A 22,834-nucleotide genomic window follows, 5' to 3' on the forward strand; every position below is an offset into this window, starting at 1 on the left:
ATAAAGGCGGATGGGGATATGGTCCCCTCTCCCGCTTCGCGGGAGAGGAGAAAGTCAATCAATCCGCCTCTTCGAGGATCTCCCGCAGCTGCCGGGCGAGCTCGTCGCGGCGATAGGGCTTGGTCAGGATCGGCACGATGAAGCCCGGCTCGATCTCGCGTTCCGGCACGCTCATGGCGCCCGGGAATCCCGAGGTCAGCAGCAGCTTCAGCTTCGGGCGGCGCTGGCGCAGCTCGCGCACCAGATCGAAGCCGGAGAGCCCGCCGCTCATCACGACATCGGAGAAGACCAGGTCGATCGTGCCGGGCCCGCTGGCGATCTCGAGGGCCTGGTCGCCATCGACCGCTTCGATGACCTTGTAGCCCAGCCCCTGGATCTGGCCGACCACGAGACGGCGCAGATCGGCATTGTCCTCCACCACGAGCACGGTCTTCGGCGCCGCGGCGGTGGAGGGCAGAAGGGTCGCGACGCCGGCATCGCGTATCCGTCCGCCGAGGCGCGGAAGATAGAGCCGGACGGTCGTGCCGCGGCCGAGCTCGCTGTAGATCTTCATATGCCCGGCGGACTGCTTGACGAAGCCATAGACCATCGCCAGCCCCAGGCCGGTGCCCTTCCCCTCCCCCTTGGTCGTGAAGAAAGGCTCCGCCGCATGGGCCAGGACCTCGGGCGGCATGCCATGCCCGTTGTCCGTCACCTCGATCACGACGTAATCGCCCGCCACCAAGCCGGGCTCGTGCAAGGCGTAGTCGGAATCGAGATGCGTATTGCGGGTCTGGATCAGGAGCCGCCCGCCCGACGGCATGGCGTCGCGCGCATTGATGGCCAGGTTGGTGAGCGCGCTCTCGAGCTGGACCGCGTCGATGCTGACCGGCCAGAGATCGGCCTGCAGCTCCCGGACCACCGCGACGGTCTCGCCCAGCGAATGCTCGAGCAGCGTGCAGACGCCCTCGATCAGCTGGTTGATGTTCACGGGCGCCGGCTGGAGCGGCTGACGGCGGGCGAAGGCCAGCAAGGCCCGCGTCAGGTCGGCACCGCGCAGCGCCGCGCGCAACGCGCCGTCGAGAAGCTTCGCGTTCCGGCTGTCGGGGTTGAAGGCGGTTCCGATCAGGTCGAGATTGCCGATCACCACCGCCAGCAGGTTGTTGAAGTCGTGGGCCACGCCGCCGGTCAGCTGCCCGATGGCCTCCATCTTCTGCGCCTGGCGCAGCTGCTCCTCGAGCATCACCATGTCGGTGACGTCGCTCGCGACATAGACGGCGCCCAGCATCTCGCTTTCGTCGCCGGTGAGGATCGCCGAACGCACCGACACGTCGCGCTTGCGCCCGTCGGCGGTCACCAGGCTGGCCGTGCCGTCGATCATCAGGCCTTCGGCGATGGCGCGGCCCAGCTCCGGCGGCTGCACCCCGTTGCCGGACGCGGGCGGCTGGTAGCGGCGGCCCACCGCCTCCAGCGCCGACAATCCGAACAGCCGTTCCGCCGCCATGTTCCAGACGGTGACGACCCGGGCATTGTCGACGCAGACGATCGCCGCCGGCGAGGAGCGGATGACGGCCTCGAGCTCCCGATGGGTCTGGCGCAGCCGGGCATCGCTGATGCTCACCGCCGTCGTCAGGGCTTCGCGGCGCATCAAGGAAAGGTGCACATAGCCGACTGCCGCCGTGGTCAGCAGCAGCCCGCTGAAGAGGAAAAGCCAGGGTCCGGGCGACCGGCCTGCCGCCACCTCGGCCGGAAGGAACTGGGACAGCATGTAGAAATTGACGCCCTGCCCCTCGACCCGCTTGGCGATCACCACGCCCGCCAGATCGCTCGGGCGAAGCGAGCCGATTTCCATGATGAAGTCGTTCTTGTCGGGATCGTAGCGGGCGAAATATTGCCGCGTATCGTCGGCGGGCCAGGGTTCCTCGGAGATATAGATCGCCTCGCTGATGCGCGGCGTGTCCCTGATGGCGGCTTCCAGGACATCGTGCAGCGAGAAGCCCGCCGCCACGACGCCGGCGAGACTGGCCTGGCGATCGGCGATGGTGGTGGGCATCCGGCCGCTGCGATAGATCGGTGCCGCGAACATGATCTCGGTCGCATCCGAATCCGGCCAGCCCCAGGTGCGATAGGGCCGTGACATGCGGACGGCGCCGCTGAACCAGGCGCGAATCAGCACCTCGCGGGTCGCCGCCTGGGCATCGGCTTCGAGCGTCAGCTCGGACGCCTCGCCCTTGTCGCCGCCGGGGGCATAGTGCAGCGGCGTCTGAAACCCCGGATCGGGATGCGAAGCGATGCTCGCGCTCGCGGCGCTGTCCTGGGTCGAAAGATAGGGCCACCAGTAATAGGTGCGCGGCTTGTTGTCGGCGTAGTCGCTGCGGATCTGCGCCCATCGGGCGAAGCTCGCACCGTCCGGATTCAGGCCGTCCGCGAGCTGCATGGCCAGAAAAGTCGCAAACCCGCCCACGGGCGTGCCGATCGCCCTGAGCTTGGTCTCCAGGTCCTTCGCGCGCCATTCCGCGCGGTAATCGAGCGCCAGATGAAGCCGTTCGCCCTCGCCGTCATAGAACAGGAAGGCGCCCGTCGCCGACGCGGCGATGCCCAGCAACGCCGTCAGAGCCAGCGGAATCCAGCGCAGGGCCCTGGCGCGGGGAGGAGCCGTCACGCGTTGCCCTCGCACACCGTCATATCGTTCGAAGCCCCGTACGGCCGCCGGCGCGGTCCTGTCCCTCGGCGCCGGAATCGAGCCACAAGGCCATGCTCGGCGCGAACGCCACGACGGTCAACCTGCGACCACGCGAGGGTGGTGCAGTTTCTTTGAATTCCTCGATTCATCGATCAGGAATCTATTCTCGACCGCCCGCGCCGTCAGCCCCAGCTTTCGCGATAGCCGGCGCGGCGCGCCCTGAGATTGGGCCGATCGGACGATTCGGTCGGCAGCTCCAGCGGCGGCTTGTAGGCCGGCAGGTCCGCCGGCCGGCCGAACAGCCAGCCCTGCCCCAGCTCCACGCCGATCGCGCGCAGAGCGGCCGCCTCCTCCACGGTCTCGATCTGCTCGGCGACCGTGCGAACGCCCAGCTTGCGGCAGAGTTCGACCAGGCTTTCGATCATGGCCTTGTCGCGCTGGTCCTTGAGCACCCGGCGGACATAGAGGCCGTCGATCTTCACCCAATCGACCTTGAGGGCCCGCAGATACTGGAAGGAAGCCGCCCCGGCACCGAAATCGTCGAGGCAGACCTCGAAGCCCTTCTGGCGGATCCGCTGCACGATCGCGTCGAGGCGGGTCAGGTCCTTGATCTCGGCGCTCTCCGTGATCTCGAGCGCCAGCCGCTTCGCCAGCTTGGGATGCTGCGTCAGCTCGCGCTGCACCAGCCCGGCGAAGAGGTCGCTCCCCAGGGACCGGCCCGAGATGTTGACCGCGACCGTCAGCCGGGGGTCGGTCTCGCGCGCCTCCAGCATGCCGCAGACCTTCATCAGCACCGCGATGTCGAAATCCTCGACCAGCCCGGTCTCCTCGGCGAAGCGGATGGCCTCGTAGGGCGAGGTTTCCGCCTCGAACCGGCTCAGCACCTCGAAATGATGCAGGGACTTGTCGCGCAGCGTGACGATCGGCTGATAGACGATCTTGAAATCGTCATGCTTGACCATGCGCCCGAAGGCGTCGATCCGCTCCATCGTGGCATTGACCAGCGCGTCGAAGGTCGCGGCCAGGCCGCCATCGACCGCCGCCTCGGTGCCGCCTTCCGCCATCCGGTCGATGCTGTATTTGACCGCGCGCACGATGCCTTCCGGGCTGAGCTCGCCCGCCGACATTTCCATGGTGCGGCTGATCGGCACGATGCCCTGGCCGTCGCGATCGGCTTCTTTCGTCAGCTTCTGGATCGCATGGGCGACAGCCTGGGTCGGCTTGTCCGCCTCGTGCAGATAGCCGAACTGCTCGTCGGCGAACTGGCCCGCGGTCTGGCCGTCGAGCGACCCGGCGCGCAAGGCGGCACCGATCCGCTGCATCAGGCTGCGCGCGGAATTGTCGTCGAGGCGCCCCTTGAGGCGTGTCAGCCCGGGCAGCTCGAGGAAGGTCAGGGCGAGGCGCAGATCGAGCGCCTTCGAGGCGGCGACGATCTCCGCCGTCCGGTCGCCCAGGGAGTCCTTGTTGAGCAGGCCGTTCGGGCCGCTGGCCACCGGCGCCTTCACGGACGAGAACGCGCCGGCCGTCAGCTGCGAGAGCGCGCAGGCGATGCGGTCGGGCTGCTGCGGCAGGCGGCAGGCATTGAACAGGACGCGGCGGTTGATCTCGGGACGGCGGCCCCGCAGGCGGACCATGACCGGGCCGTAGCGGCCGCCGACATCGAGCGCCTCGACCAGGGCCTCGACCAGCGGCGCATCCTCCTCGGCGACAAGATCGCGCCAGCGGCGGCCTTCGAGGGTCTTTTCGTCCTCGTCGAAGAAGATGTTCGCCGCACCGATCGCAAAGCTGACACGGCCCTCCGCATCCAGCTCGATCAGGAGATCGGCAGCGGCAAAGGCGAAGGCCATGTAGCGGATGGTCTGCGACGTCACAGGCCGCACGGGCTCCAGACGGATCAGGGCCATTAGAAGCTGGCTGGGATTGGTTGAGGAAGCATGAAGGTTGTGGAGCAAAGTCCATTAAAACCCGCCCCTTAGCGGGGGTTTTAGCGTGAGAACAGATGCCAATCGCGGCGTCCGGCCTTTCGCCCGCGCGTGCCGGCAGCGACCCGCCGAGCCCAAAGAACGCCGCTTTGTCAAAGGTCTGCTGTCCCTTAATCTCCGCCGGGAGGCAGCTTCGGGAACCCTCGGGGGTGAAGCGGCCGCAACAGGGGGACCATCTTGACCACGCCACCAACACGTCGCCGGCCGGCTGCCAAATCTTCCGTTTCGGAGCCGCCGGCGTCATTGAAATCCGCCCATGAGCTCGCCATCCGGCTCACCCTGGCCCCCGGCCTCATGATCGGTCCCGGCAAGATCGCGCTGCTGGAGCGGGTCCGCGACGAAGGCTCGATCTCCGCCGCCGCCCGGGCCATGGGCATGAGCTACAAGCGGGCCTGGGAGCTGGTGGACGAGATGAACTCGACCTTCACCAAGCCGCCGGTCCTGACCAGCAAGGGCGGCAAGGCCGGCGGCGGCGCCCTGCTCAGCGATCTTGGGGTCGAGCTGATCCGGGCCTATCGCGCGCTGGAAGAAGCCGCGCTGCGTACTTTCCACACGCAGTTCACCGAGCTGCGTCCCAAGCTGCGCAAGCGCTCCGCCCGGAACAGCCACTGACCCTTCGGCCGCGATCAGATCTCCTCGGGCTTGCGGCCGGGTCGCCCCGGATAGTGGCCGATGCTTCTGTCGTCGATGGCGACGGTCTTGACGACAGCAAAGACCTCGCGCCCTGGCGCCAGCCCCAGCTGGTGGATCGAGCGCCGGGTGATGCGGGCCCGGATGGTCCCGGCGCCCGAGCCGCTCCCGCCGACCAGGATCGTGGCTTCGCCGGTGGAATGCCCGTCGTCCCGCAGCGTGGCGATGCGCCCGGCGAGGATGTTCAGGGCGCTGATATGGGCGGGCCGCTCGGTCGCGATCATCACGTCGCGCGACTGGACCAGCACCCGCAGCCGGCTCCCGACCGCGCTGTCGAGATGCGGCACCCGCAGCACCCCGCCGGCGGTTTCGAGCTCGGTCAGGCCGAACTCGGCATCATGCGCCGCGACACGCGCCTCGAGGACGGAGCCGCCCTCGGGGTGACCGGTCGCCGGAAACAGATCGGAGCGCTCCATCACCGCCTCGACGGAGCCGGCGGCCGTGACCTTGCCTTCAGCCAGGACGACCATGGTCGTTGCCAGCCGGATCACCTCCGGCAGGGAATGGCTGACATAGAGGATGGGCAAGTCGAGCCCGTCACGCAGCCGTTCGAGGTAAGGCAGGATCTCGCCCTTGCGCGCATCGTCGAGCGACGCCAGGGGCTCGTCCATGAGCAGGATCGCGGGATCCGACAGGATGGCCCGGCCGATCGCCACGCGCTGCTTCTCGCCGCCCGACAGGGATGAAGGCCGACGCGGCAGGAGATCGCCGATCCCCAGCAGCTCGACGATCTGATCGACCGATCCGAGGCGGAAGCCGCGGCCGCGGAACCAGGAGCCATAGAGGAGGTTCTGGCGGACGGTGAGATGGGGAAACAGCCGGCTCTCCTGGAAGACATAGCCGACGCGGCGGCGGTGGCTGGGCAGATCGATCCCGGCCTCGCTGTCGAACAGCGCGCGGCCATCGACGAGGATCCGTCCGCGGTCCGGGCGGACGAGGCCCGCCACCATGTTGATCAAGGTGGTCTTGCCCGAGCCCGAATGGCCGAACAGGGCGGTGACGCCGGAACCGGTATGGAAGGAAGCCACCAGATCGAAGGAAGGCCGCGCCAGCGCGACATCGACCTCGAGCGTCACGACGCCACGACCCGATGGGCGAGACGGCGCGCGAAGAGCTCGGACAGGATCAGGACCGTCAGCGAAATCGCCACCGACACCAGGACCAGCCGCAGTGCCGCGGCATCGCCGCCGGGAACCTGGGTGAAGACATAGATGGCCGTCGGCAGGGTCTGAGTCTCGCCGGGGATGTTGGAGACGAAGGTGATGGTGGCGCCGAATTCGCCGAGCGCCTTGCCGAACATCAGCGTCATGCCGGCGAGCAGGCCCGGGACCGACAAAGGCAGGGTGACCGTCAGGAACACCCAGACCGGCCCCGCGCCCAGGGTCTCGGCCGCCGATTCCAGCCGCCGGTCGACGGCCTCGATCGAGAGCCGCACGGCCCGCACCAGAAACGGAAATCCCATGACGCCGGCGGCCAGCGCCGCCCCCGTCCAGCGAAAGGCGAACACCAGGCCGATCGTGTGCTCGAGAAGCTCGCCCAGGGGTCCGCGACGGCCGAACAGCAGCAGCAGGATATAGCCGGTCACGACGGGCGGCAGGATCAGGGGCAAGTGCACCAGCCCGTTGACCAGCGACTTGCCCCAGAACTCGCAGCGGGCCAGCAGAAGAGCCACCAGCACGCCGATCGGCGTGCTGGCGAACACGGCCCAGAGAGCCACCTTCAGGCTGAGGCCGATGGCCGTCAGCTCTTCAGGGCTGAAGGAGAACGTCACCCTCGCCTATTGCAGGACCTGGAAGCCCTGTCCCTCGAACGCCTTGCGGGCCTCCTCGGAGCCCAGATAATCGAGAAACGCCTTGGCATCGGGGCTGGTCGAGGAGGCGGTCAAGGCGACAGGATAGATGATCGGAGGGTGGGTGTCGGCGGGAAAGGTGTCGACCACCTTCACCTTGGGCTCGGCGGTCGCGTCGGTCTGGTAGACGATGCCCAGCGGCGCCTCGCCCTGGGCGATGAAGGCCAGCGCGGCGCGGACGTTCTCGGCCTGGGCGACCTTGTCCTTCACGCTGTCCCAGACGCCCAGCTTCTCGAGCGCCGCCTTGCCGTACTTGCCGGCCGGCACCGAGGCCGGGTCGGCCATGGCCAGCCTGCCGTCGCCCAGCGCCTTGGCGAGATCGAAGCCCGGCGCGATCTTGATCGAGACGCTGCTGTCGGCCGGCGCCACCAGCACCAGCGTGTTGCCGAGCAGGTTGCGGCGGGTGTCGTCGGCGATGAGTTTCTTGCCGGCCAGATAATCCATCCAGTCGAGGTCGGCCGAGATGAAGATGTCCGCGGGCGCGCCCTGCTCGATCTGCTTCGCCAGGGCCGAGCTGCCGGCATAGGAGATCGCGATCTTGTGGCCGGTCTTGGCCTCGTAGTCCTTGGCCGCCGCATCCAGCGCGTTCTTGAGGCTCGCCGCCGCGAAGACCACGGTGTCGGCCGCCCATGTGGCGACGGGCGCCACCAGCAGTCCCAGCGCCACAACGCCCGCAAACAACGAGGCAGCGATCCCTGCGCGCCGATTTTCTCTCCGCAACGACATCTTTGCTCCCCTTCCAGGTTCCTTGTAGTCGGGCGAACATATCGCACGCTATAGCTGCTTGGGAATAACGGACTGCCTGCCGTCGGCGATCAGATTCCGGTCATATAATTTACATAATACGGCAACCCGGCAATCGGCGGCGCGCGACGGTCAACCGACCAATCGATTGATAAAACTGTTGAAAACGGATTTCTCTTGAAATCCTGGCCACCATATATTATAAGCATGCTTATCATATATCTCGTCAGGAACCTCGGATGAGCGACTACAACCCTGAGCGGAGCTTCGGCTTCCTGCTCTACGACGCCGCGCGGCTGTTGCGCCGCGACTTCGATCGTCGCGCGCGCAGCCTCGGGCTGACACGCGCGCAATGGTCCGTGCTGGCCCATCTCAAGCGCAACGAAGGCTTGCGGCAGGCCGCGGTCGCCGACACACTGGAGCTGGAGCCGATCACGCTGGTCCGGCTGCTCGACCGGCTCGAAGCCGCGGGCTGGGTCGAGCGCCGCCCGGATCCCACCGATCGCCGGGCGCGCCAGCTCTTCCTCACCGAGAAGGCCCGTCCGGTTCTCGATCAGCTGATGGCCCTGGCGACGGAAACCCGCGCGGTCGCCCTCGCCGGCTTCTCGGAGGCCGAACGCGAGGTTCTCATCGACGCGCTCATCAAGGTCCGGGCCAATCTTAGCAGCCGCGACGTCGCCGGCGAGAAACCAGCCAACCGCCACGCCCCATCACGACTGGCCACGCATCATGCCTGACGGATCCAACAGCAGCGTTTCCCAGACCGGCGCCGACGATATCGTCGCCGCGCAACGCGAAGCCGCTCACCATCGCCGCCTCGCCCGCCGCCGCCTGTTGCGGCGCGTCCTGCTGCCGGCGATCCCGCTGCTGGTGCTGCTGGCGGCGGGCTACATCTATGCGACCGGCGGCCGCTTCGTCGGCACGGACAACGCCTATGTGCGCACCCACATGGTGTCGGTCAGCGCCGACATCTCCGCGCGCGTGACCGACGTGCTGGTCCACGAGAACGAGCATGTCGATGCCGGCCAGCCCCTGTTCGAGCTCGACAAGGAGCCGCTGAAGATCGCGCTCGCCCAGGCGAGGGCCAATCTCGAGAACGTGCGCAACAACATCCTCGCTCTCAAGGCCGCCTACAGCCAGCGCCAGGAGGATCTGCAGGCCCAGCAGACGCAGATCGACTATGCCGAGCGCGAGTACAAGCGGCGCGAGAAGATGGTCCAGACGCATGTCGTCTCGGAATCCGACTACGACCAGTCGCGCACGCAATACCAGGTGGCGGTGAGCGCCGCTGGCAGCATCAAGCAGGACATCCAGCGCATCCTGGCCGAGCTCGGCGGCAATCCCGACATCGCGCCGGAGGATCATCCGCAATATCTCGCGGCCCAGGCGCAGGTGAACCAGGCCCAGCTCGATTTCGACCGGGCCACGGTCTATGCGCCCATCGCCGGCATCGCCAGCATGGTCGATCAGCTCCGCCCCGGCGATTATGTGCGCGCCGGCGCCCCCGCCTTCAGCCTGGTCGCGTCCGACTCCCTCTGGATCGAAGCCAACATGAAGGAGACCGACCTCACCTATGTGAAGCCGGGCGACAAGGCGACGGTCACGGTCGACACCTATCCGGGCGTCGAGTTCCCGGCGGTCGTCGACAGCGTCGGTGCGGCGACCGGCGCCGAGTTCAGCATCCTTCCGCCGCAGAACTCGTCCGGCAACTGGGTGAAGGTGGTGCAGCGCATCCCGGTCCGGCTCACGCTCGAGCCCGCGAACGACATGCCGTCCCTGCGCTCCGGCATGAGCGTGATCGTCGATATCGACACGCAGCACCACCGGCCGCTTCCGAGCCTGGTCCGCACCGCGCTCGCCTGGGTCGGCGCCGGGACCGACGAGGCGCCTGGAGACGGACAATGAGCAGCGCCGCCGCCGGTCCCGCCGGCGCGGCCGCCGGCCGGATCGGCCATGTCGGGTTCATCACCGTCTGCGTGATGCTCGCGACCATCATGCAGGCGCTCGACACCACGATCGCCAACGTGGCGCTGCCGCATATGCAAGGCAGCCTGTCGGCGACCCAGGATCAGATCTCCTGGGTCCTCACTTCCTATATCGTCGCCGCCGCGATCATGACGCCGCCGACCGGCGTGCTGGCGGCGAAGCTCGGCCGCAAGCGGCTCTTCATCTGGGCCGTGGTCGGCTTCACGGTCACCTCGATGCTCTGCGGCATCGCGACCTCGCTCGAGGAGATGGTGCTGTTCCGCCTGCTTCAGGGCGTGTTCGGCGCGGCGCTGGTGCCCCTGTCGCAGTCGGTGCTGCTCGACACCTATCCGCGCGAGAAGCATGGGCAGGCCATGGCGCTCTGGGGCGTGGGCGTGATGGTGGGGCCGATCCTGGGCCCGACCCTCGGCGGCTACCTGACCGAGGTCTATAACTGGCGCTGGGTCTTCTACATCAACCTGCCCTTCGGCATCCTGGCCATGCTGGGCATCATGGCGTTCCTGCCCGAGACCGAGCGCGACCATCAGCGCCGCTTCGATGTCTTCGGCTTCGCCATGCTCAGCATCGCCATCGGCGCCCTGCAGATGATGCTCGATCGCGGCGAGCTGCTCGACTGGTTCGGCTCCACCGAGATCATCGTCGAGGCCGTCATATCCGGAACCTGCTTCGCCATGTTCCTGGTCCATATCTTCACCCACGAGCACCCGTTCCTGGAGCCCGCGATCTTCCGGGACCGCAATCTCTCGATCGGCCTGATTCTCATCTTCCTGGTCGGCATCATCCTGCTCGCCACCATGGCGCTGCTGCCGCCCTATCTGCAGAACCTGATGGACTATCCCGTCATCACCACGGGCTTCATCCTGGCGCCGCGCGGCGTCGGCACCATGATCGCGATGATGGTGGTGGGCAGGCTGCTCAACCATGTCGACCAGCGCGGCCTGATCGGCTTCGGCCTCGCGCTCGCGGCCTATTCGCTGTGGCAGATGGCCGGCTTCACGCCCGATGTCTCGCGGTTCGCCCTGATCGAGAGCGGCGTCATCCAGGGATTGGGGCTGGGCTTCATCTTCGTGCCGCTCAGCACCATCACCTTCTCCACCCTGGCGCCGCGCTACCGCACCGAGGCGGCGGGGCTCTTCAGCCTGATGCGCAATGTCGGCAGCTCGATCGGCATCTCGGTCGTGATGGCGTTGCTGTCGAGCAACACCCAGATCAACCATGCCGAGATCGCCCAGCATGTCACGCCCTTCGGCATGATGATGCAGGAACCCTGGCTGCCCGCCTTCTGGTCGCCCGCCACCCAGACCGGCGTGGCGGCGCTCAACGGCGAAGTGACGCGGCAGGCCTCGGCGATCGCCTATGTGGACGATTTCTTGCTGATGATGTGGGTGACGTTGCTGGGCGCGCCGCTCTTGCTGCTGCTGCGCAAGCCGCGCCGCTCCGGCTCCTCGGTCCCGGCCGCCGCAATGGCCGACTGATCGTCGATCAGGTCGGACGCCACCACCACCTCGGCGCCCGCGATGGTGTCGTCGGTGCCCGTCAGCTCGTCGAAGATCCATTGCCGCATCGCCTGCAGCTTGGGCGAGGCGGCATGGGACGGCGGATAGACGAGGTAATAGGCGAACTCCATCTCCATCGCCTTGCCGGGCAGGCGCACCAGGCGGCCGGCATCGATATCGGCACCGACCAGCGAGGGCGCGGCGAGCGCGACGCCCAGGCCCGAGAGCGCCGCTTCGATCGCCAGCACCGAATGGTCGAAATGCGGCCCCTTGCGCCAATCGACGAGATCGTCGATGCCCGCCGCCTTCAGCCACATCTTCCATCCCGGGAAGGCCTTGTGCTGATCGCTGCTGTCGTCATGAAGCAGGGTCGCGGTCTGGAGGAATTTCGCCAGATCGCCCGGCTCATGGCGGCCCAGGAGCGAAGGGCTGCAGACCGGGAAAAGGCGGTCGCGCAGGAACTGCTCGGCCGTCAGGCCGGGATAGCCGCCGCGGCCATAGCGAATCGCCAGATCGACCCGGTCGGTCTCGAAATCGGTGAGGTCGGCGCTCGCCTTGACGTTCACCTCGATCCCGGGATGACGCGTCATGAAGCGGCTGAGCCGCGGCAGTAACCATTTCGTGGCGAAGGACGGCGCCACGGAGATCGTGAGCGATCCCTCATCTTCGGCGCCATCGAGCATAGCCAGCGTGTCATGGAGCTGGCCGAACGCGTCGTCGATCCCGGGCAGGATCCGCGAGCCGGTCTCGGTCAGGACCAGCCCCTTCTTGGTCCGCTCGAACAGCGGAACGCCCAGCGAATCCTCGAGCAGGCGGACCTGCTGGCTGACGGCCGCGGCCGTCACATGCAGCTCGCTGGCGGCTTGAACCAGGCTGCCATGGCGGGCGGCAGCCCAAAAGGCACGCAAGGCGTTGAGCGAAGGAAGTCGTCGGGATCGCGTTGCCATCAGGAACCTCCCGAGATCCTAAAGAATCTCTTATTTGTCTATCAGCTTAGTAGTGATTAAAAAGAAGAGCAAGGCCTAAAGCGATCCCGAGGGGCTAAAGCTCCCGACGCCAGAGCTCCAAAGGGAAACCGCTCGCCGAAGCCGGGGTCTATCCACCCACGCCCCTAGGGAGGTTTCGATGAATCACATCCTTCTGGCCCGCCGCCTGACCGTGACGCCGTTGAGCCCCTCCATCGGCGCCTTGATCGAGGGCATCAACCTGGCGAGACCCCTCGACCCCCAGAACCAGGCCCGCCTCGAGCAGGCTCTCCTCGCCCATAAGGTGCTGTTCTTCGAGGACCAGACCCTCACGCCCGAGCAGCATCGCGACTTCGCGGGCCGGTTCGGCAAGCTCCATATCCACCCGATCTATCCCTCCGTGGAGCAGACGCCCGAGGTGCTGATCCTCGACACCCATGAGGGCAATCCGCCGGACAACGACACCTGGCACACCGACGTCACCTTCATCGAGACGCCGCCCCTGGGCGCCGTCCTCTATGCCAAGGAGCTGCCGCCGGTCGGCGGCGACACGATCTGGTCCAACAGCATCGCCGCCTACGAGACGCTCTCGCCCTCGATGCGCGCGATGCTCGACGGCCTGACCGCCACCCACGATTTCGAGAAATCCTTCCCCCGCTCCCGCTACGCGACGACGCCCGACGACGAGGCGAAATGGCTGCGAACCCGGGCCACGCACCGTCCCGTCATCCACCCGGTCGTCCGCACCCATCCGCAGACGGGACGCAAGGGCCTGTTCGTGAACGAGGGCTTCACTACCCACATCAACGAGCTCACCCGAAGCGAGAGCGACAGCCTGCTCCGCTACATCTTCGCCCACGTCGCCAGGCCGGAATTCACCGTCCGCCACCGCTGGAAGCCCAACACGGTGGCGATGTGGGACAACCGGTGTACTCAGCACTACGCGCTGGCGGACTACCTGCCGCACCGCCGGGTGATGCATCGCGCCACGATCCTCGGCGATCGGCCGCGATGATCTCTTCTCCAGCGATCGAGACGTTCCTTCCACGCCTACCGAAAGGTGACATCATGGTTGGACAAGGCGGCAAGACCATCGCGATCGTCGGCGGCGGGTTCAGCGGCTCGCTGCTCGCTTTCCATCTGCTCAACCGGTGCGGTCCGCGGGACCGCATCCTGCTCATCGAGCGCAACAAGCGCTTCGGGCTCGGCCTCGCCTACTCGACCGGCAACTCGAATCATCTCCTCAATGTACGGGCCGGCAATATGAGCGCCATCTCGTCGCGGCCCTCGCATTTCGTCGAGTGGCTGCGCGAGCTGCCGCGCGAGGAGCTGGCAGCAATGCCGGAACCGCCGGGTGCCACCGGCTTCGTGCCGCGCGGCCTGTTCGGCCGCTATGTGCAGCATCTCCTGGGCGACCGCATCTGGCGCGAGGGGCGCAGCCGGCATCTCGATCTCGTGACCGACGATGTCGTGGCCCTGCGCCGGCGCGAGCAGGGCTGGGAGATCGAGCTCGCCATGGGCCGCAGGCTCGCGGCCGACGAGGCGGTGCTGGCGATCGGCAATTTCCCGCCCGCGGGCTCGACCCCCGGCTATTTCGGCGATCCCTGGGACGTCAAGGTCCTGGCCGGCCTCGAGCCCGACCGTCCCGTCCTGATCCTCGGCACCGGCCTCACCATGATCGACACGGTGATCTCGCTGCTCGATCATGGCCATCGCGGGCCGATCTATGCGCTGTCGCGCCGGGGCCTGCTGCCGCGTGTCCATCTCCAGACCCAGGGCGGCGCCCTGCCGGCGCCATGGGTCTTCAACGAGCCGCCGCGCGGCGATTCGCTGGTGAGCCTGCTGCGCCTGGTCCGGGCCGCCTGCCGGGAAGCCGAGGCCCAGGGACGCGGCTGGCGCGTCGTCATCGACGGCCTCCGGCCGCATACGCAGCGGATCTGGCAGGAACTCTCCATGCCCCAGCGCGCGCGCTTCCTGCGCCATCTCCGGCCCTGGTGGGACGTGCACCGCCACCGCACCGCGCCGCAGATCATGGAACGCATCCTCGGTGCGCAGAGCAGCGGCCAGCTCCGCTTCCTGACCGGACGCATCACCGGCAAGGACCGCCGGCCCTCGGGCGGCTTCGCCATCACGGTCGCGCCCCGCGGCGGGCAGGTCCCGCTGTCGCTGACGGTCGAGCGCATCATCGACTGCTCGGGGCCGCGCACCGATTGCACCAAGATCGATCAACCGCTCCTGCGCCAGCTCCTGCGCGACGGGCAGATCCGCCCCGATCCCCTGCGCCTCGGGATCGAGGTCGAGCCCGACGGCGCGGTGGTCAACCGCAACGGCAAGCCGGCGACGGATCTCTTCGCGATCGGCCCGATCACGAAAGGCACCTTCTGGGAGATCATCGCCGTCCCGGACATCCGCGTCGTCTGCGAGCAGTTGGCAGAGCGGCTGATCCCGGAACCGGCCGTGGCGGAACGCTCCCTCGAGGCGATCGAGTCCTAGAGCATTTTGCGGCGACGCATCGGGGGCGCCTCCCGGTCCCGCTCGATCGGGAAGCGCCCTAGTCCCTGAGCGTGAACTTCACCGCCCGCATCACATCGAGGAAATCGCCGGTCTCGAAGGCGATCACGCGATCGCCCTTGTGCGTGGCGCCGGGATAGAACGAGGCCTTGTAGGCCTGCACGGGGTCGCTGAACTTGATCTCGAGCGTGAAGGCGTTGGGCAGGCGGATCTTCTTGGCTCCGAGATCTTCCTGAAGCGCCGCGCTCACGCCTTCGCGGATCCCGCGCAGGGCCCGCGCGGGCGAGACGCTGATGGTGGAATGGCCGACGCCGCGGCTGATGGCGAAGGTCCCGATCTTCTCGTTGACCTTCTTCACATCGGCGCAGAGACCCTCGTCGCCCGAGACGAAGGCGACCGGCACGCCATAGGTGGCCGCGGCATAGGTCTGGAGCATGAATTCGGAGGCCGGCTGGCCGTTGATCCGCATCTCGGCCACCTTCAGCGACATGGTGTGGGCGAGCGGATTGCTCTCGGCGCCGGCGCGCGAGTGATAGCCGATCAGGACCAGCGCATCGAAGCTTTCGTCGAGCTCCTGGATCATCGAATAGGGATGCCCGCTCCAGCCGCGCACGATGCGGGCATATTCCGGCAGCTCGGCCACCAGGATGTTGCGGCCGGAGCTGTGCGCGTCCTTGATCAGGATGTCGGTGGCCCCGACCGCCGCGGCGCCTTCGCAGGCCGCCACCACCTCCCGCGTCATCTCCTCGCGGAATTCCGGGTAGGCCGGATGGGTGCGGTTGGCCTCGTCCCAATGGGCGATGCCGGCGATGCCTTCGATATCGGCGCTGATATAGACCTTCAATGGAGTACTCCCGTGGGGACCGTTCGCAAGCCGCACCGTTCCGCGAGCGGCCGGCCTTGTCAATCGCTCGGGTGGCGGGCGATGCTATCCGTCGGACGGGACACCGCCAGCAAGGAACCAGGCCGATGACCGCGCAGGGCATGAACCATTTCACCATCCTGGCCGAGGATCTCGGGGTGACGGTGACGTTCTACGAGGAGTTCCTGGGCCTCAAGAACGGATACCGCCCCGATCTGGGCTTTCCCGGCGCCTGGCTCTATGCGCAGGAGCCGACCGACCATACCGGCCAGGCGGTGCTCCATGTCATCGCGGGCCGCGCCATGCCCCATCCCCGCGCCGGCGTGATCGACCATATGGCCTATACCGCCAAGGGCCTGGCCCAGACCGTCGCCAAGCTCGAGGCCCGCGGCATCAAATATGTGAAGCGCAAGCAGGCGGGCGTGGTCGGCACCTGGCAGGTCTTCTTCCACGATCCCAACGGCGCCCGCGTCGAGCTCGATTTCGCGGCGGCCGAAGGCGACTGACGCCCGGCCTTCAGCCCTTCTTGGCGAACCGGCTCAGGAGCGAGACCCGCAAGCCCGCCGGCAGCCCCCGCACCAGCGCCAGCAGGAGGCGAAGGCTCGCCGGATAGAGGGAGCAGCGCCGGCGCGCCTGGATCGCGTCGGCCGTCCGCCGGGTCATCCGGGCCAGGGACATGGCGAGCGGCCTTCGTTTCTTCTTGCCGCCCTTGTCGACGAAGCCCGGATAGAGCAGCGTCACGTCGATGCCGTGGGGGGCCAGGTCGATCTGCAGGCTTTCGCCCAGCCTCGCCACGGCCGCCTTGGCCGCGCTGTAGCCCGCGGCCCCCGGCAAGCCCAGCAGGGCCGCGAGGCTGCTCATGATCACGAGATGACCCCGGCGGCGCGCCAGCATGAAGGGCAAGGCCGCCTCGATCGTGTGAACGGTGCCCATGTAGTTGAGGCGCATGGTCGCCTCGATCGCGGCCGCATCCAGCGCCGCGCCCGGCGCGCGCTTGCCGCCGCCGGCATTGGCGATGACCCGCTCGACCGGCCCGAAGGACTGCTCGATCCCGGCGATCGCCGCCCTCACCGCCTCGCGCTCGGTGACATCGCAGGGCACCGCGATCGCGCGCCCGCCGGCCTTGGCGATTTCCGCGACGGCCTCGTCGAGCAAGGGCTTGCGCCGCGCCAGCAGCGCCACCGCCTCGCCGCGCCGGGCGAGCTCGAGCGCGAGGCTGCGCCCGATTCCCTCCGAGGCACCGGTGATGACCGTCACGCCCGGCAGATCGGCCGCGGTCAAGGGCGGGATTCCCGGAACGGGCCTCGCGGCAAGTTCACGAGCGCGCCGCCGTCTCCCAGGCGTGGTAGTTCGCCTCGAAGCGATCCTCCCAGGCGATCATGTTGCGCTTGGCATCGCGGAAGTAAGGCGACTGCTTGAGGGCCCAGATCGAGAAACGGTGCGCGGCCCGGCCGAGCGGCCGCATCGGCCGGTCGAAATCGAGCAGCAGGATCGCCCGCGTCTCGTCGGTATCGTTCGAGACCTCGTGATCGTAGGAATCGTCGAACACGACGCAGCGTCCCTCGCGCCAGACGATCTTTTCCTTGTCGACGCGCATCGAGCAGCGTTCCGCGTCCGTCGGCACCTTGAGCCCGAGATGGGCGCGCAGGATGCCCTTGGTCACGCCGCTATGGGCGGGGATGTGGTAATGCGGCCCGATGATCGAGAACCAGGCCGACTGCAGGTGGGGGATGCCGGCCAGCAGCGCCGCCGTCTTCGGGCAGACCCCGCAATTGCGCTCGCTGCGCTCGCCGAAGCCATAGAGCACGAAGGCCTTCCAATGGCCGCCCTTCGAGATCCGCTTCTGGTCCGGCGAGATCTCGTGGAACGAGGGCAGCTTCTCGGGCTCGGCATAGATCCGGTCGAACTCGGCGCGGATCTCCTGCCAATGCGCCTCGAGCGGCACCAGGGACGGGAACAGCGCCAGATCGAGCACCGGGCTGTTCGGCACGGTCGATTGGGCGGCCAGCAGCCGGCCGAGACGGAACCGCGCCTTCTTGCCGAAGCGGACGATCCGCTTGCCGAGCCAGGAGCGCTTCTTCGCTGCCATTCGCTTCTTCCCCGATTCTTAAACTGGGTTGACCTTACCCCGGGCCCGCCCACCGGGAAGCCGGACCATAATATGGCCGGATTGCATTTCCAATCAGGGTGTTCGCCACTCTTCCCGCAGTGACACGGGAGCGGCAAGACGCCTCACCCAATTTGACCAAACCTTCATGAGCGATCCCATCGTCAGTCCCGATCTATCTGATCCCGGCGGAGATTCTTGACGCCGGACCGCCGTCGCTTGCCCTCGAGCCGACGCCGCCGGGAGGCCTGGGTCGGTCGAGTCGGATGGCGAACCGCCTGCCGCTCGGCCGCCTGGCGGATCAGGGCCAGCAACCGCTCGAGCGCGTCCTCGCGGTTGCGCTCCCGGGTTCGGTGCCGCTGCGCCGTGATGACGATGACCCCCTCGCGGGTCAATCGCTTGCCGGCCAGCCGCTCCAGCCGCGCGCGCACCTCTTCCGGCAAGGAGGGCGACTGGCGCGCATCGAAGCGCAGCTGCACCGCGGTCGAGAGCTTGTTGACGTTCTGCCCGCCGGGGCCGGAGGCGCGGATGAAGCTCTCCGCGATTTCCGACTCGTCGAGGGCGATATGGCGCGTGACGCGAATCATGCGCGCCACGCTAGCTCATCGATCAGGGTCGCGTCAGGGTTCGCGAGGGGCGGAAGCGCGAGGAGCTTAGCCGCCCTGCCCGCGGCCGTGGGGTCGCCCGACCCGCATCCGGCCTTGGCCATGGCTGCGGGGCGCATGGCCATGCCGGTCGGCCCAGCTCGGCTTGGGCGGCTGATTGACAGGGCGGGCCGGCTTGGCTGGCGCCTTCGCCGCCGGCGCATCCCCGCTCTTGCCGGTATTTGCATCGGGCGCCGGCTGCGGGCTTGCCGATTCCGTCTTCGGCTTCTCCGCCGGGCCGGCCGGCGCGGATGGGACCGGCTTCGTAGGGGCCATCATATAGCTGGGATCGACCTCATGGGCCGAACAGGCCGGCGAAGCGAACTCGCCGCCGTCATCCGCTCCCGGCGCCGGCGGCTTTGCCGCCGGACGCCGGGCTGCGGACTTGTCCTTCTTCTCCGACGCACCCGTTGCCGCTTTCGCAACCGCGCCTTTCTGGGGCGCGGTTTTCGGGGACGTCGCCTTCGGCTTGCGAGCCATGCCGGTACACCCTCGGGTTCAGGGCGGCACCAGGACGGATTGGTCATCCGGGAGGGGTGATCAAACCGCGCCGCCGGGATTTCTGCATCCAGAGTCCACCGGCAGGTTGCAGGCCGTCAAGAGGCCGGGCCTTACATGACCTTCTTGAGCAGGGTCTCGGTCGCCGTCGCGTCGGCCTTGGCCTTGGCGAGGTCCTTCTGGGTCAGGCCGGCCTGGGCCTTGGAAAGGGCTTGCTTCAGAATCTTCTGGTCGGCGGCGTTGCCGGAGGCATCGGCAATGGCGCCGTTGCCGAGATCCTTGCAGGGATTGGCAACCTTGGCATCGAAGCCCTTCCCCTTGGGACCCACCAGGCAGTTGATGGTCATCTTGAGGTGGCTGTCGAGGGTCTTGAGGTCGGCCGAGCTGGCGGCCATGCCGGCATGGCTGCCCGCGGTCGCGGCCTCCTTGGACAGATCGGCCGCGAGCGCGGCCGTGGCGACCGCCACAAGGCTGACGGCGCCGATACCGAGGGCACGAAGCCCCTTCGAAACACGAATGGTGGACATGATTGGCTGCCTCCGTTGGCAAAGGGAATGGTTGCTGCCGCCGGACCGCACCCACTCAAGGGCCTGCCCGCGGCGGGCCCTGATTTCTGCCGCGATTGTGTCATTTCTTGGGGATTTTGTTCTTATGTCGTCGATTTCATGAACGACCAAGGTTCTCTTCATGAAATTAAACACCATGACTGGAATCTCATGAATAAAGCGCCACGGCGACTTGCCGAAGACCTGAAGCCCTGGCCAAAGACGCGGTCCTCTTCGCCAACCGACCGCGCCCCTACCCGGCCGGCCGCACTGCTGGCATTCTCAAGCGAGAGCCGCGGCCTTTCGGAACCGTAATCCCGGAAACCTTCCCCCGGGGCCGCGCCGCCATCAGCCAGGAGCTCCGCGATCCGCCATGCGTCTCGTGCCCTTCACCGCCCATTTCGGCGCCGAGATCCACGACTACGACCTCACCCGGGTCGCCGACGACATCGCCGCCGCGAACTTGCGCAAGCTCCTGGCCGAGAAGCTGGTCCTGGTCTTCCGCGGCCAGCAGCTGACGCCCGAGGCCCATGTCCGGCTCGGCCATGTGTTCGGCACGATCGCCCCGCGCCATCCGCTCTACGATCATGTGCCGGGCCACGAACCGATCATGATCATCCGCAACGACAAGGACCATCCGCCGGAGAACGAGGTCTGGCACAGCGACCTGAGCTGCAAGGCCCATCCGCCGGCGGTCTCGATCCTCCATGGCGTGACCCTGCCGCCCTCGGGCGGCGACACGCTCTGGTGCAACATGCATGCGGTCCATGACGCGCTTTCCCAACCGATGCGCCAGTTCCTGGGCGGGCTGACCGCGGTCCACGATTTCCAGACCGGCTTCGCCTATGTGCGGGACCGCAAGGAAGAGCGCGTCGCCATCCTCGACCAGGTCGAGCGCGAGGCCAACCGCGCGCGCCATCCGATCATCAAGCCGCATCCCAGGACCGGACGGCCGCTGGTCTATGTCAACGAGTCCTTCACCAGCCATATCCACGAGCTGCCGGAGCATGAGGGACGGCCTGTCCTGCGCATGCTGTTCGACATGGTGAAGAACGCGACCTTCCAGATGCGGCTGCGCTGGGAGCCCGGCACCGTGGTGATGTGGGACAACATGGCGACCCAGCATTTCGCGGTGGGCGACCATTACCCGCAGGTCCGCGAGATGCATCGCGTGACGGTGCTGCCGGCCGCCTGACCTGTCATGTCCGGCGATCTCGCGATCCGGAACGTCCGCATCCTGGGCGGTCCGACCGTCGATCTCGTCATCCGCGGCGGCCGCATCGCCGCGATCGGCGTCGGCCTGGCGGCTCCCGGCATCCCCGCGCTCGACGGCAAAGGCCGGCTGCTCCTGCCGGGGCTGGTCGAGAGCCACACGCATCTCGACAAGACGCTGTGGGGGTTGCCCTGGCGCCCCAACAGCGCGGGCCCGACGCTCAAGGACTATATCGAGAATGAGCGCCGCATCCTGCGCGAGGTGACGGTGCCGATCGCGAGGCGCGCCGGCGGGCTGCTCGAAGCCTGCATCGCCCGGGGCACGCTTCATTTCCGCTCCCATATCGACATCGACCCGGAGTTCGGCCTCGCCCATGTCGAGGCGATGCTCGCCTTGCGCGAGCGCTATCGCGACATCGCCGAGATGCAGTTCGTCGTGTTCCCGCAGACCGGCCTGCTGATCCGGCCGGGCACGGCGGCGCTCATGGAGGAAGCGATCAAGCTCGGCGTCGAGACGGTGGGCGGCCTCGATCCTGCCGGCATCGACCGCGATCCGATCCGCCATCTCGAGACCGTGTTCGGGCTCGCGGGCAAATATGGGCGCGGTGTCGATATCCATCTCCATGACCGCGAGGAATCCGGCGTCTGGCAGATCGAGCGTATCGCCGACTTCACCGCGGCCACGGGGCTCAAGGGCAAGGTGATGGTGAGCCACGCCTATTGCCTGGGGCAGGTGCCGCGCGCCCGGATCGAGGCGCTGGCGCAGCGTCTGGCCGATCTCGAGATCAGCCTGATGACCTCGGCGCCCGCCGACACCGAGATCCCGCCCGCGACCTGGCTGCGCGAGATCGGCGTCAATATCTGCTGCGGCTCCGACGGGATCCGGGACGCCTGGTCGCCCTTCGGCAATGGCGACATGCTCGAGCGCGCCATGCTGCTCGCCTACCGCCTCGACTGGTCGAAGGACGAGATGCTGGCGGCCGCCCTCGCCACCGTCACCGACAATGGCGCCCGGGCGCTGGGCCTGCATGACTACGGCATCGCGGTCGGGCACGAGGCCAACCTCGTCCTGGTCGAGGCCGAGACCATCGGCGACGCGGTGGTGCGCCGCCCGGCCGAGCGCACCGTGATCGCGCGCGGCAAAGTCGTCGCCAAGGACGGGAAGTTCATCGATAGCCGGCTCTGACGTCACGAGAATCGAAAGGCGTCATGACGATATCGATCACTGCCGCTTTTGCCCGCCATCTCAAGCTGACCGGCGCGGCGGCGATGCTGGTTTGCCTGTTCATCGGGCATTCGACGGCCCCGGCCGCCGATCCTCTGGCGCCGCCCGACGGGTGGTGGGTCTACAAGACTGGCGAATTGAGTGACGCGGACCGCGAATGTGTCGCCCACGCCTGGGTGAACCGATTTGCCCAGGTGTCAAACGGCACTCTGCAGCTGAACAGCGGCCCTGCCATCCTGCCAGGACCTTTGAACGTTCCCTATGCCGGTGGGCGTCTTGCCGGCGTGAATCTGGGCGAGTGGGGTGGAAAGCTGGAGTGGGCCGCTTCCAATGGCTCCACGCGCGCAACGATCCTGGCCGAGAACGTGCTGTCGCTCGTTCACGCGCCCTTCGGCAATTTTCTGCTCACCGGTTCTCCTGGCTGGCTTGGCGATGGCGATGGGGCAATATGGCGCCTCAGCGATGAGAGCGTGATCCCTCCGACGGCGACGCACATTGCAAATGTCCAGGGAATGCCTGGAGCCTCGTTTCTCTCTCCTCATGGAAGCATCGTCATCGTCACACCGGCACAGCTCGTCCGCGTTCCCTCGTCCGGCTCCATGCAAACAATCCTCAGCGTCGACTTCCGCGGACTGTTTCCGAGCTCGATCGTCGAGATGCCGGATGGTGTCATCTATATCGGCATGCGCCATTTCCTGGTGCGCCTCGTGCCAGCGGCCGGAAGCTATCGGCTCGACTGGCTCCTGCCGGCCGATTGCCCACGCTTCAAACCGGCCGACCATGACTGCGTGTGCAGCGCATCGGAACCCTAGTCTTTACTGGACCCATTGTGGTATCTAACTGGTATCTAACGTGA

20 protein-coding genes and 1 pseudogene are annotated in these 22,834 nt (G+C 67.3%); 10 read left to right on the forward strand and 11 right to left on the reverse strand.

The annotated features are described in order from the left end of the window. Window positions 1-58: 58 nt before the first annotated feature. Entirely contained in the window at window positions 59-2,641 is a 2,583-nt protein-coding gene (locus FRZ61_RS12570; RefSeq protein WP_151118049.1) for an ATP-binding protein, read from the reverse strand. Between the two features lie 203 nt (window positions 2,642-2,844). Beyond that, complete coding sequence (locus FRZ61_RS12575; protein ID WP_191909430.1) at window positions 2,845-4,533, reverse strand: EAL domain-containing protein; 1,689 nt, start codon at window positions 4,531-4,533, stop codon at window positions 2,845-2,847. A 354-nt stretch (window positions 4,534-4,887) separates the two neighbouring features. On the opposite strand from FRZ61_RS12575, the gene FRZ61_RS12580 reads away from it, so the two are divergent. Then, on the forward strand, window positions 4,888-5,256 hold the full coding sequence (locus FRZ61_RS12580) for a winged helix-turn-helix domain-containing protein (protein WP_225309230.1): 369 nt from the start codon (window positions 4,888-4,890) through the stop codon (window positions 5,254-5,256). Window positions 5,257-5,270: 14 nt separating this feature from the next. Here FRZ61_RS12580 and modC read toward each other — a convergent pair whose 3' ends face one another. From modC to modA, 3 genes are read right to left on the reverse strand one after another with little or no spacing between them, the layout of a single operon-like run. Further along, complete coding sequence (gene modC / locus FRZ61_RS12585; RefSeq protein WP_151118051.1) at window positions 5,271-6,410, reverse strand: molybdenum ABC transporter ATP-binding protein; 1,140 nt, start codon at window positions 6,408-6,410, stop codon at window positions 5,271-5,273. After that, the gene (modB, locus tag FRZ61_RS12590) at window positions 6,407-7,105 is read right to left on the reverse strand and encodes a molybdate ABC transporter permease subunit (RefSeq protein WP_151118052.1); all 699 of its coding nucleotides are present in this window, start codon (window positions 7,103-7,105) and stop codon (window positions 6,407-6,409) included. Before modB ends, modC begins: the two co-directional genes overlap by 4 nt. A gap of 6 nt (window positions 7,106-7,111) precedes the next feature. Next, window positions 7,112-7,864: a molybdate ABC transporter substrate-binding protein gene (modA, locus tag FRZ61_RS12595; RefSeq protein WP_225309231.1), complete on the reverse strand. Its 753-nt coding sequence runs from the start codon at window positions 7,862-7,864 to the stop codon at window positions 7,112-7,114. A 302-nt stretch (window positions 7,865-8,166) separates the two neighbouring features. Here modA and FRZ61_RS12600 point away from each other — a divergent pair, with 302 nt between their 5' ends. The 3 genes from FRZ61_RS12600 to FRZ61_RS12610 are packed head-to-tail and all read left to right on the forward strand — an operon-like array spanning window position 8,167 to window position 11,388. Next, window positions 8,167-8,664 (forward strand): MarR family winged helix-turn-helix transcriptional regulator, encoded by a 498-nt coding sequence (locus tag FRZ61_RS12600; RefSeq protein ID WP_151118054.1) that lies wholly within the window; start codon window positions 8,167-8,169, stop codon window positions 8,662-8,664. After that, the gene (locus tag FRZ61_RS12605) at window positions 8,657-9,832 is read left to right on the forward strand and encodes an HlyD family secretion protein (RefSeq protein ID WP_151118055.1); all 1,176 of its coding nucleotides are present in this window, start codon (window positions 8,657-8,659) and stop codon (window positions 9,830-9,832) included. The genes FRZ61_RS12600 and FRZ61_RS12605 overlap by 8 nt, the downstream gene beginning before the upstream one ends. Continuing rightward, complete coding sequence (locus FRZ61_RS12610) at window positions 9,829-11,388, forward strand: DHA2 family efflux MFS transporter permease subunit (RefSeq protein ID WP_151118056.1); 1,560 nt, start codon at window positions 9,829-9,831, stop codon at window positions 11,386-11,388. The genes FRZ61_RS12605 and FRZ61_RS12610 overlap by 4 nt, the downstream gene beginning before the upstream one ends. A 107-nt stretch (window positions 11,389-11,495) precedes the next feature. On the opposite strand, the pseudogene gcvA reads toward FRZ61_RS12610, so the two are convergent. Continuing rightward, window positions 11,496-12,356: pseudogene (gene gcvA, locus FRZ61_RS26615) on the reverse strand (transcriptional regulator GcvA); the annotation flags it as partial. 178 nt (window positions 12,357-12,534) lie between these two features. Between gcvA and tauD the strand changes: the two are divergent. After that, the gene (gene tauD, locus FRZ61_RS12620) at window positions 12,535-13,389 is read left to right on the forward strand and encodes a taurine dioxygenase (protein ID WP_151118058.1); all 855 of its coding nucleotides are present in this window, start codon (window positions 12,535-12,537) and stop codon (window positions 13,387-13,389) included. A 53-nt stretch (window positions 13,390-13,442) separates the two neighbouring features. Beyond that, entirely contained in the window at window positions 13,443-14,867 is a 1,425-nt protein-coding gene (locus FRZ61_RS12625; RefSeq protein ID WP_191909431.1) for an FAD/NAD(P)-binding protein, read from the forward strand. Between the two features lie 58 nt (window positions 14,868-14,925). On the opposite strand, the gene FRZ61_RS12630 is transcribed toward FRZ61_RS12625, so the two are convergent. Continuing rightward, on the reverse strand, window positions 14,926-15,729 hold the full coding sequence (locus FRZ61_RS12630; protein ID WP_151118060.1) for a M55 family metallopeptidase: 804 nt from the start codon (window positions 15,727-15,729) through the stop codon (window positions 14,926-14,928). Window positions 15,730-15,854: 125 nt separating this feature from the next. Between FRZ61_RS12630 and FRZ61_RS12635 the strand changes: the two genes are divergently transcribed. After that, complete coding sequence (locus FRZ61_RS12635) at window positions 15,855-16,253, forward strand: VOC family protein (RefSeq protein ID WP_151118061.1); 399 nt, start codon at window positions 15,855-15,857, stop codon at window positions 16,251-16,253. Window positions 16,254-16,263: 10 nt separating this feature from the next. Here the strand turns inward: FRZ61_RS12635 and FRZ61_RS12640 are convergent, their stop codons facing one another. The 4 genes from FRZ61_RS12640 to FRZ61_RS12655 form a co-directional block, all read right to left on the reverse strand. Next, window positions 16,264-17,028 (reverse strand): SDR family NAD(P)-dependent oxidoreductase, encoded by a 765-nt coding sequence (locus FRZ61_RS12640; RefSeq protein WP_191909432.1) that lies wholly within the window; start codon window positions 17,026-17,028, stop codon window positions 16,264-16,266. Window positions 17,029-17,062: 34 nt separating this feature from the next. Beyond that, window positions 17,063-17,836, reverse strand: coding sequence for an aspartyl/asparaginyl beta-hydroxylase domain-containing protein (locus FRZ61_RS12645; protein ID WP_151118063.1), 774 nt, complete (start codon window positions 17,834-17,836; stop codon window positions 17,063-17,065). Between the two features lie 182 nt (window positions 17,837-18,018). Further along, complete coding sequence (arfB, locus tag FRZ61_RS12650) at window positions 18,019-18,441, reverse strand: alternative ribosome rescue aminoacyl-tRNA hydrolase ArfB (protein WP_151120804.1); 423 nt, start codon at window positions 18,439-18,441, stop codon at window positions 18,019-18,021. Window positions 18,442-19,109: 668 nt separating this feature from the next. Then, a complete protein-coding gene (locus FRZ61_RS12655; RefSeq protein WP_151118064.1) occupies window positions 19,110-19,523 on the reverse strand; it encodes a hypothetical protein in 414 nt (137 codons plus the stop codon). Window positions 19,524-19,914: 391 nt separating this feature from the next. Here FRZ61_RS12655 and FRZ61_RS12660 point away from each other — a divergent pair, with 391 nt between their 5' ends. Genes FRZ61_RS12660 through FRZ61_RS12670 form a run of 3 tightly spaced genes read left to right on the forward strand, consistent with a single transcriptional unit; the run spans window position 19,915 to window position 22,790 of the window. After that, entirely contained in the window at window positions 19,915-20,736 is an 822-nt protein-coding gene (locus FRZ61_RS12660; protein WP_151118065.1) for a TauD/TfdA dioxygenase family protein, read from the forward strand. Between the two features lie 6 nt (window positions 20,737-20,742). Further along, window positions 20,743-21,939 (forward strand): amidohydrolase family protein, encoded by a 1,197-nt coding sequence (locus FRZ61_RS12665; RefSeq protein WP_151118066.1) that lies wholly within the window; start codon window positions 20,743-20,745, stop codon window positions 21,937-21,939. A gap of 23 nt (window positions 21,940-21,962) precedes the next feature. Beyond that, on the forward strand, window positions 21,963-22,790 hold the full coding sequence (locus FRZ61_RS12670; protein WP_151118067.1) for a hypothetical protein: 828 nt from the start codon (window positions 21,963-21,965) through the stop codon (window positions 22,788-22,790). The last annotated feature ends 44 nt before the right edge of the window (window positions 22,791-22,834 follow it).

Source organism: Hypericibacter adhaerens (assembly GCF_008728835.1).
Classification (GTDB): Bacteria; Pseudomonadota; Alphaproteobacteria; order Dongiales; family Dongiaceae; genus Hypericibacter; species Hypericibacter adhaerens.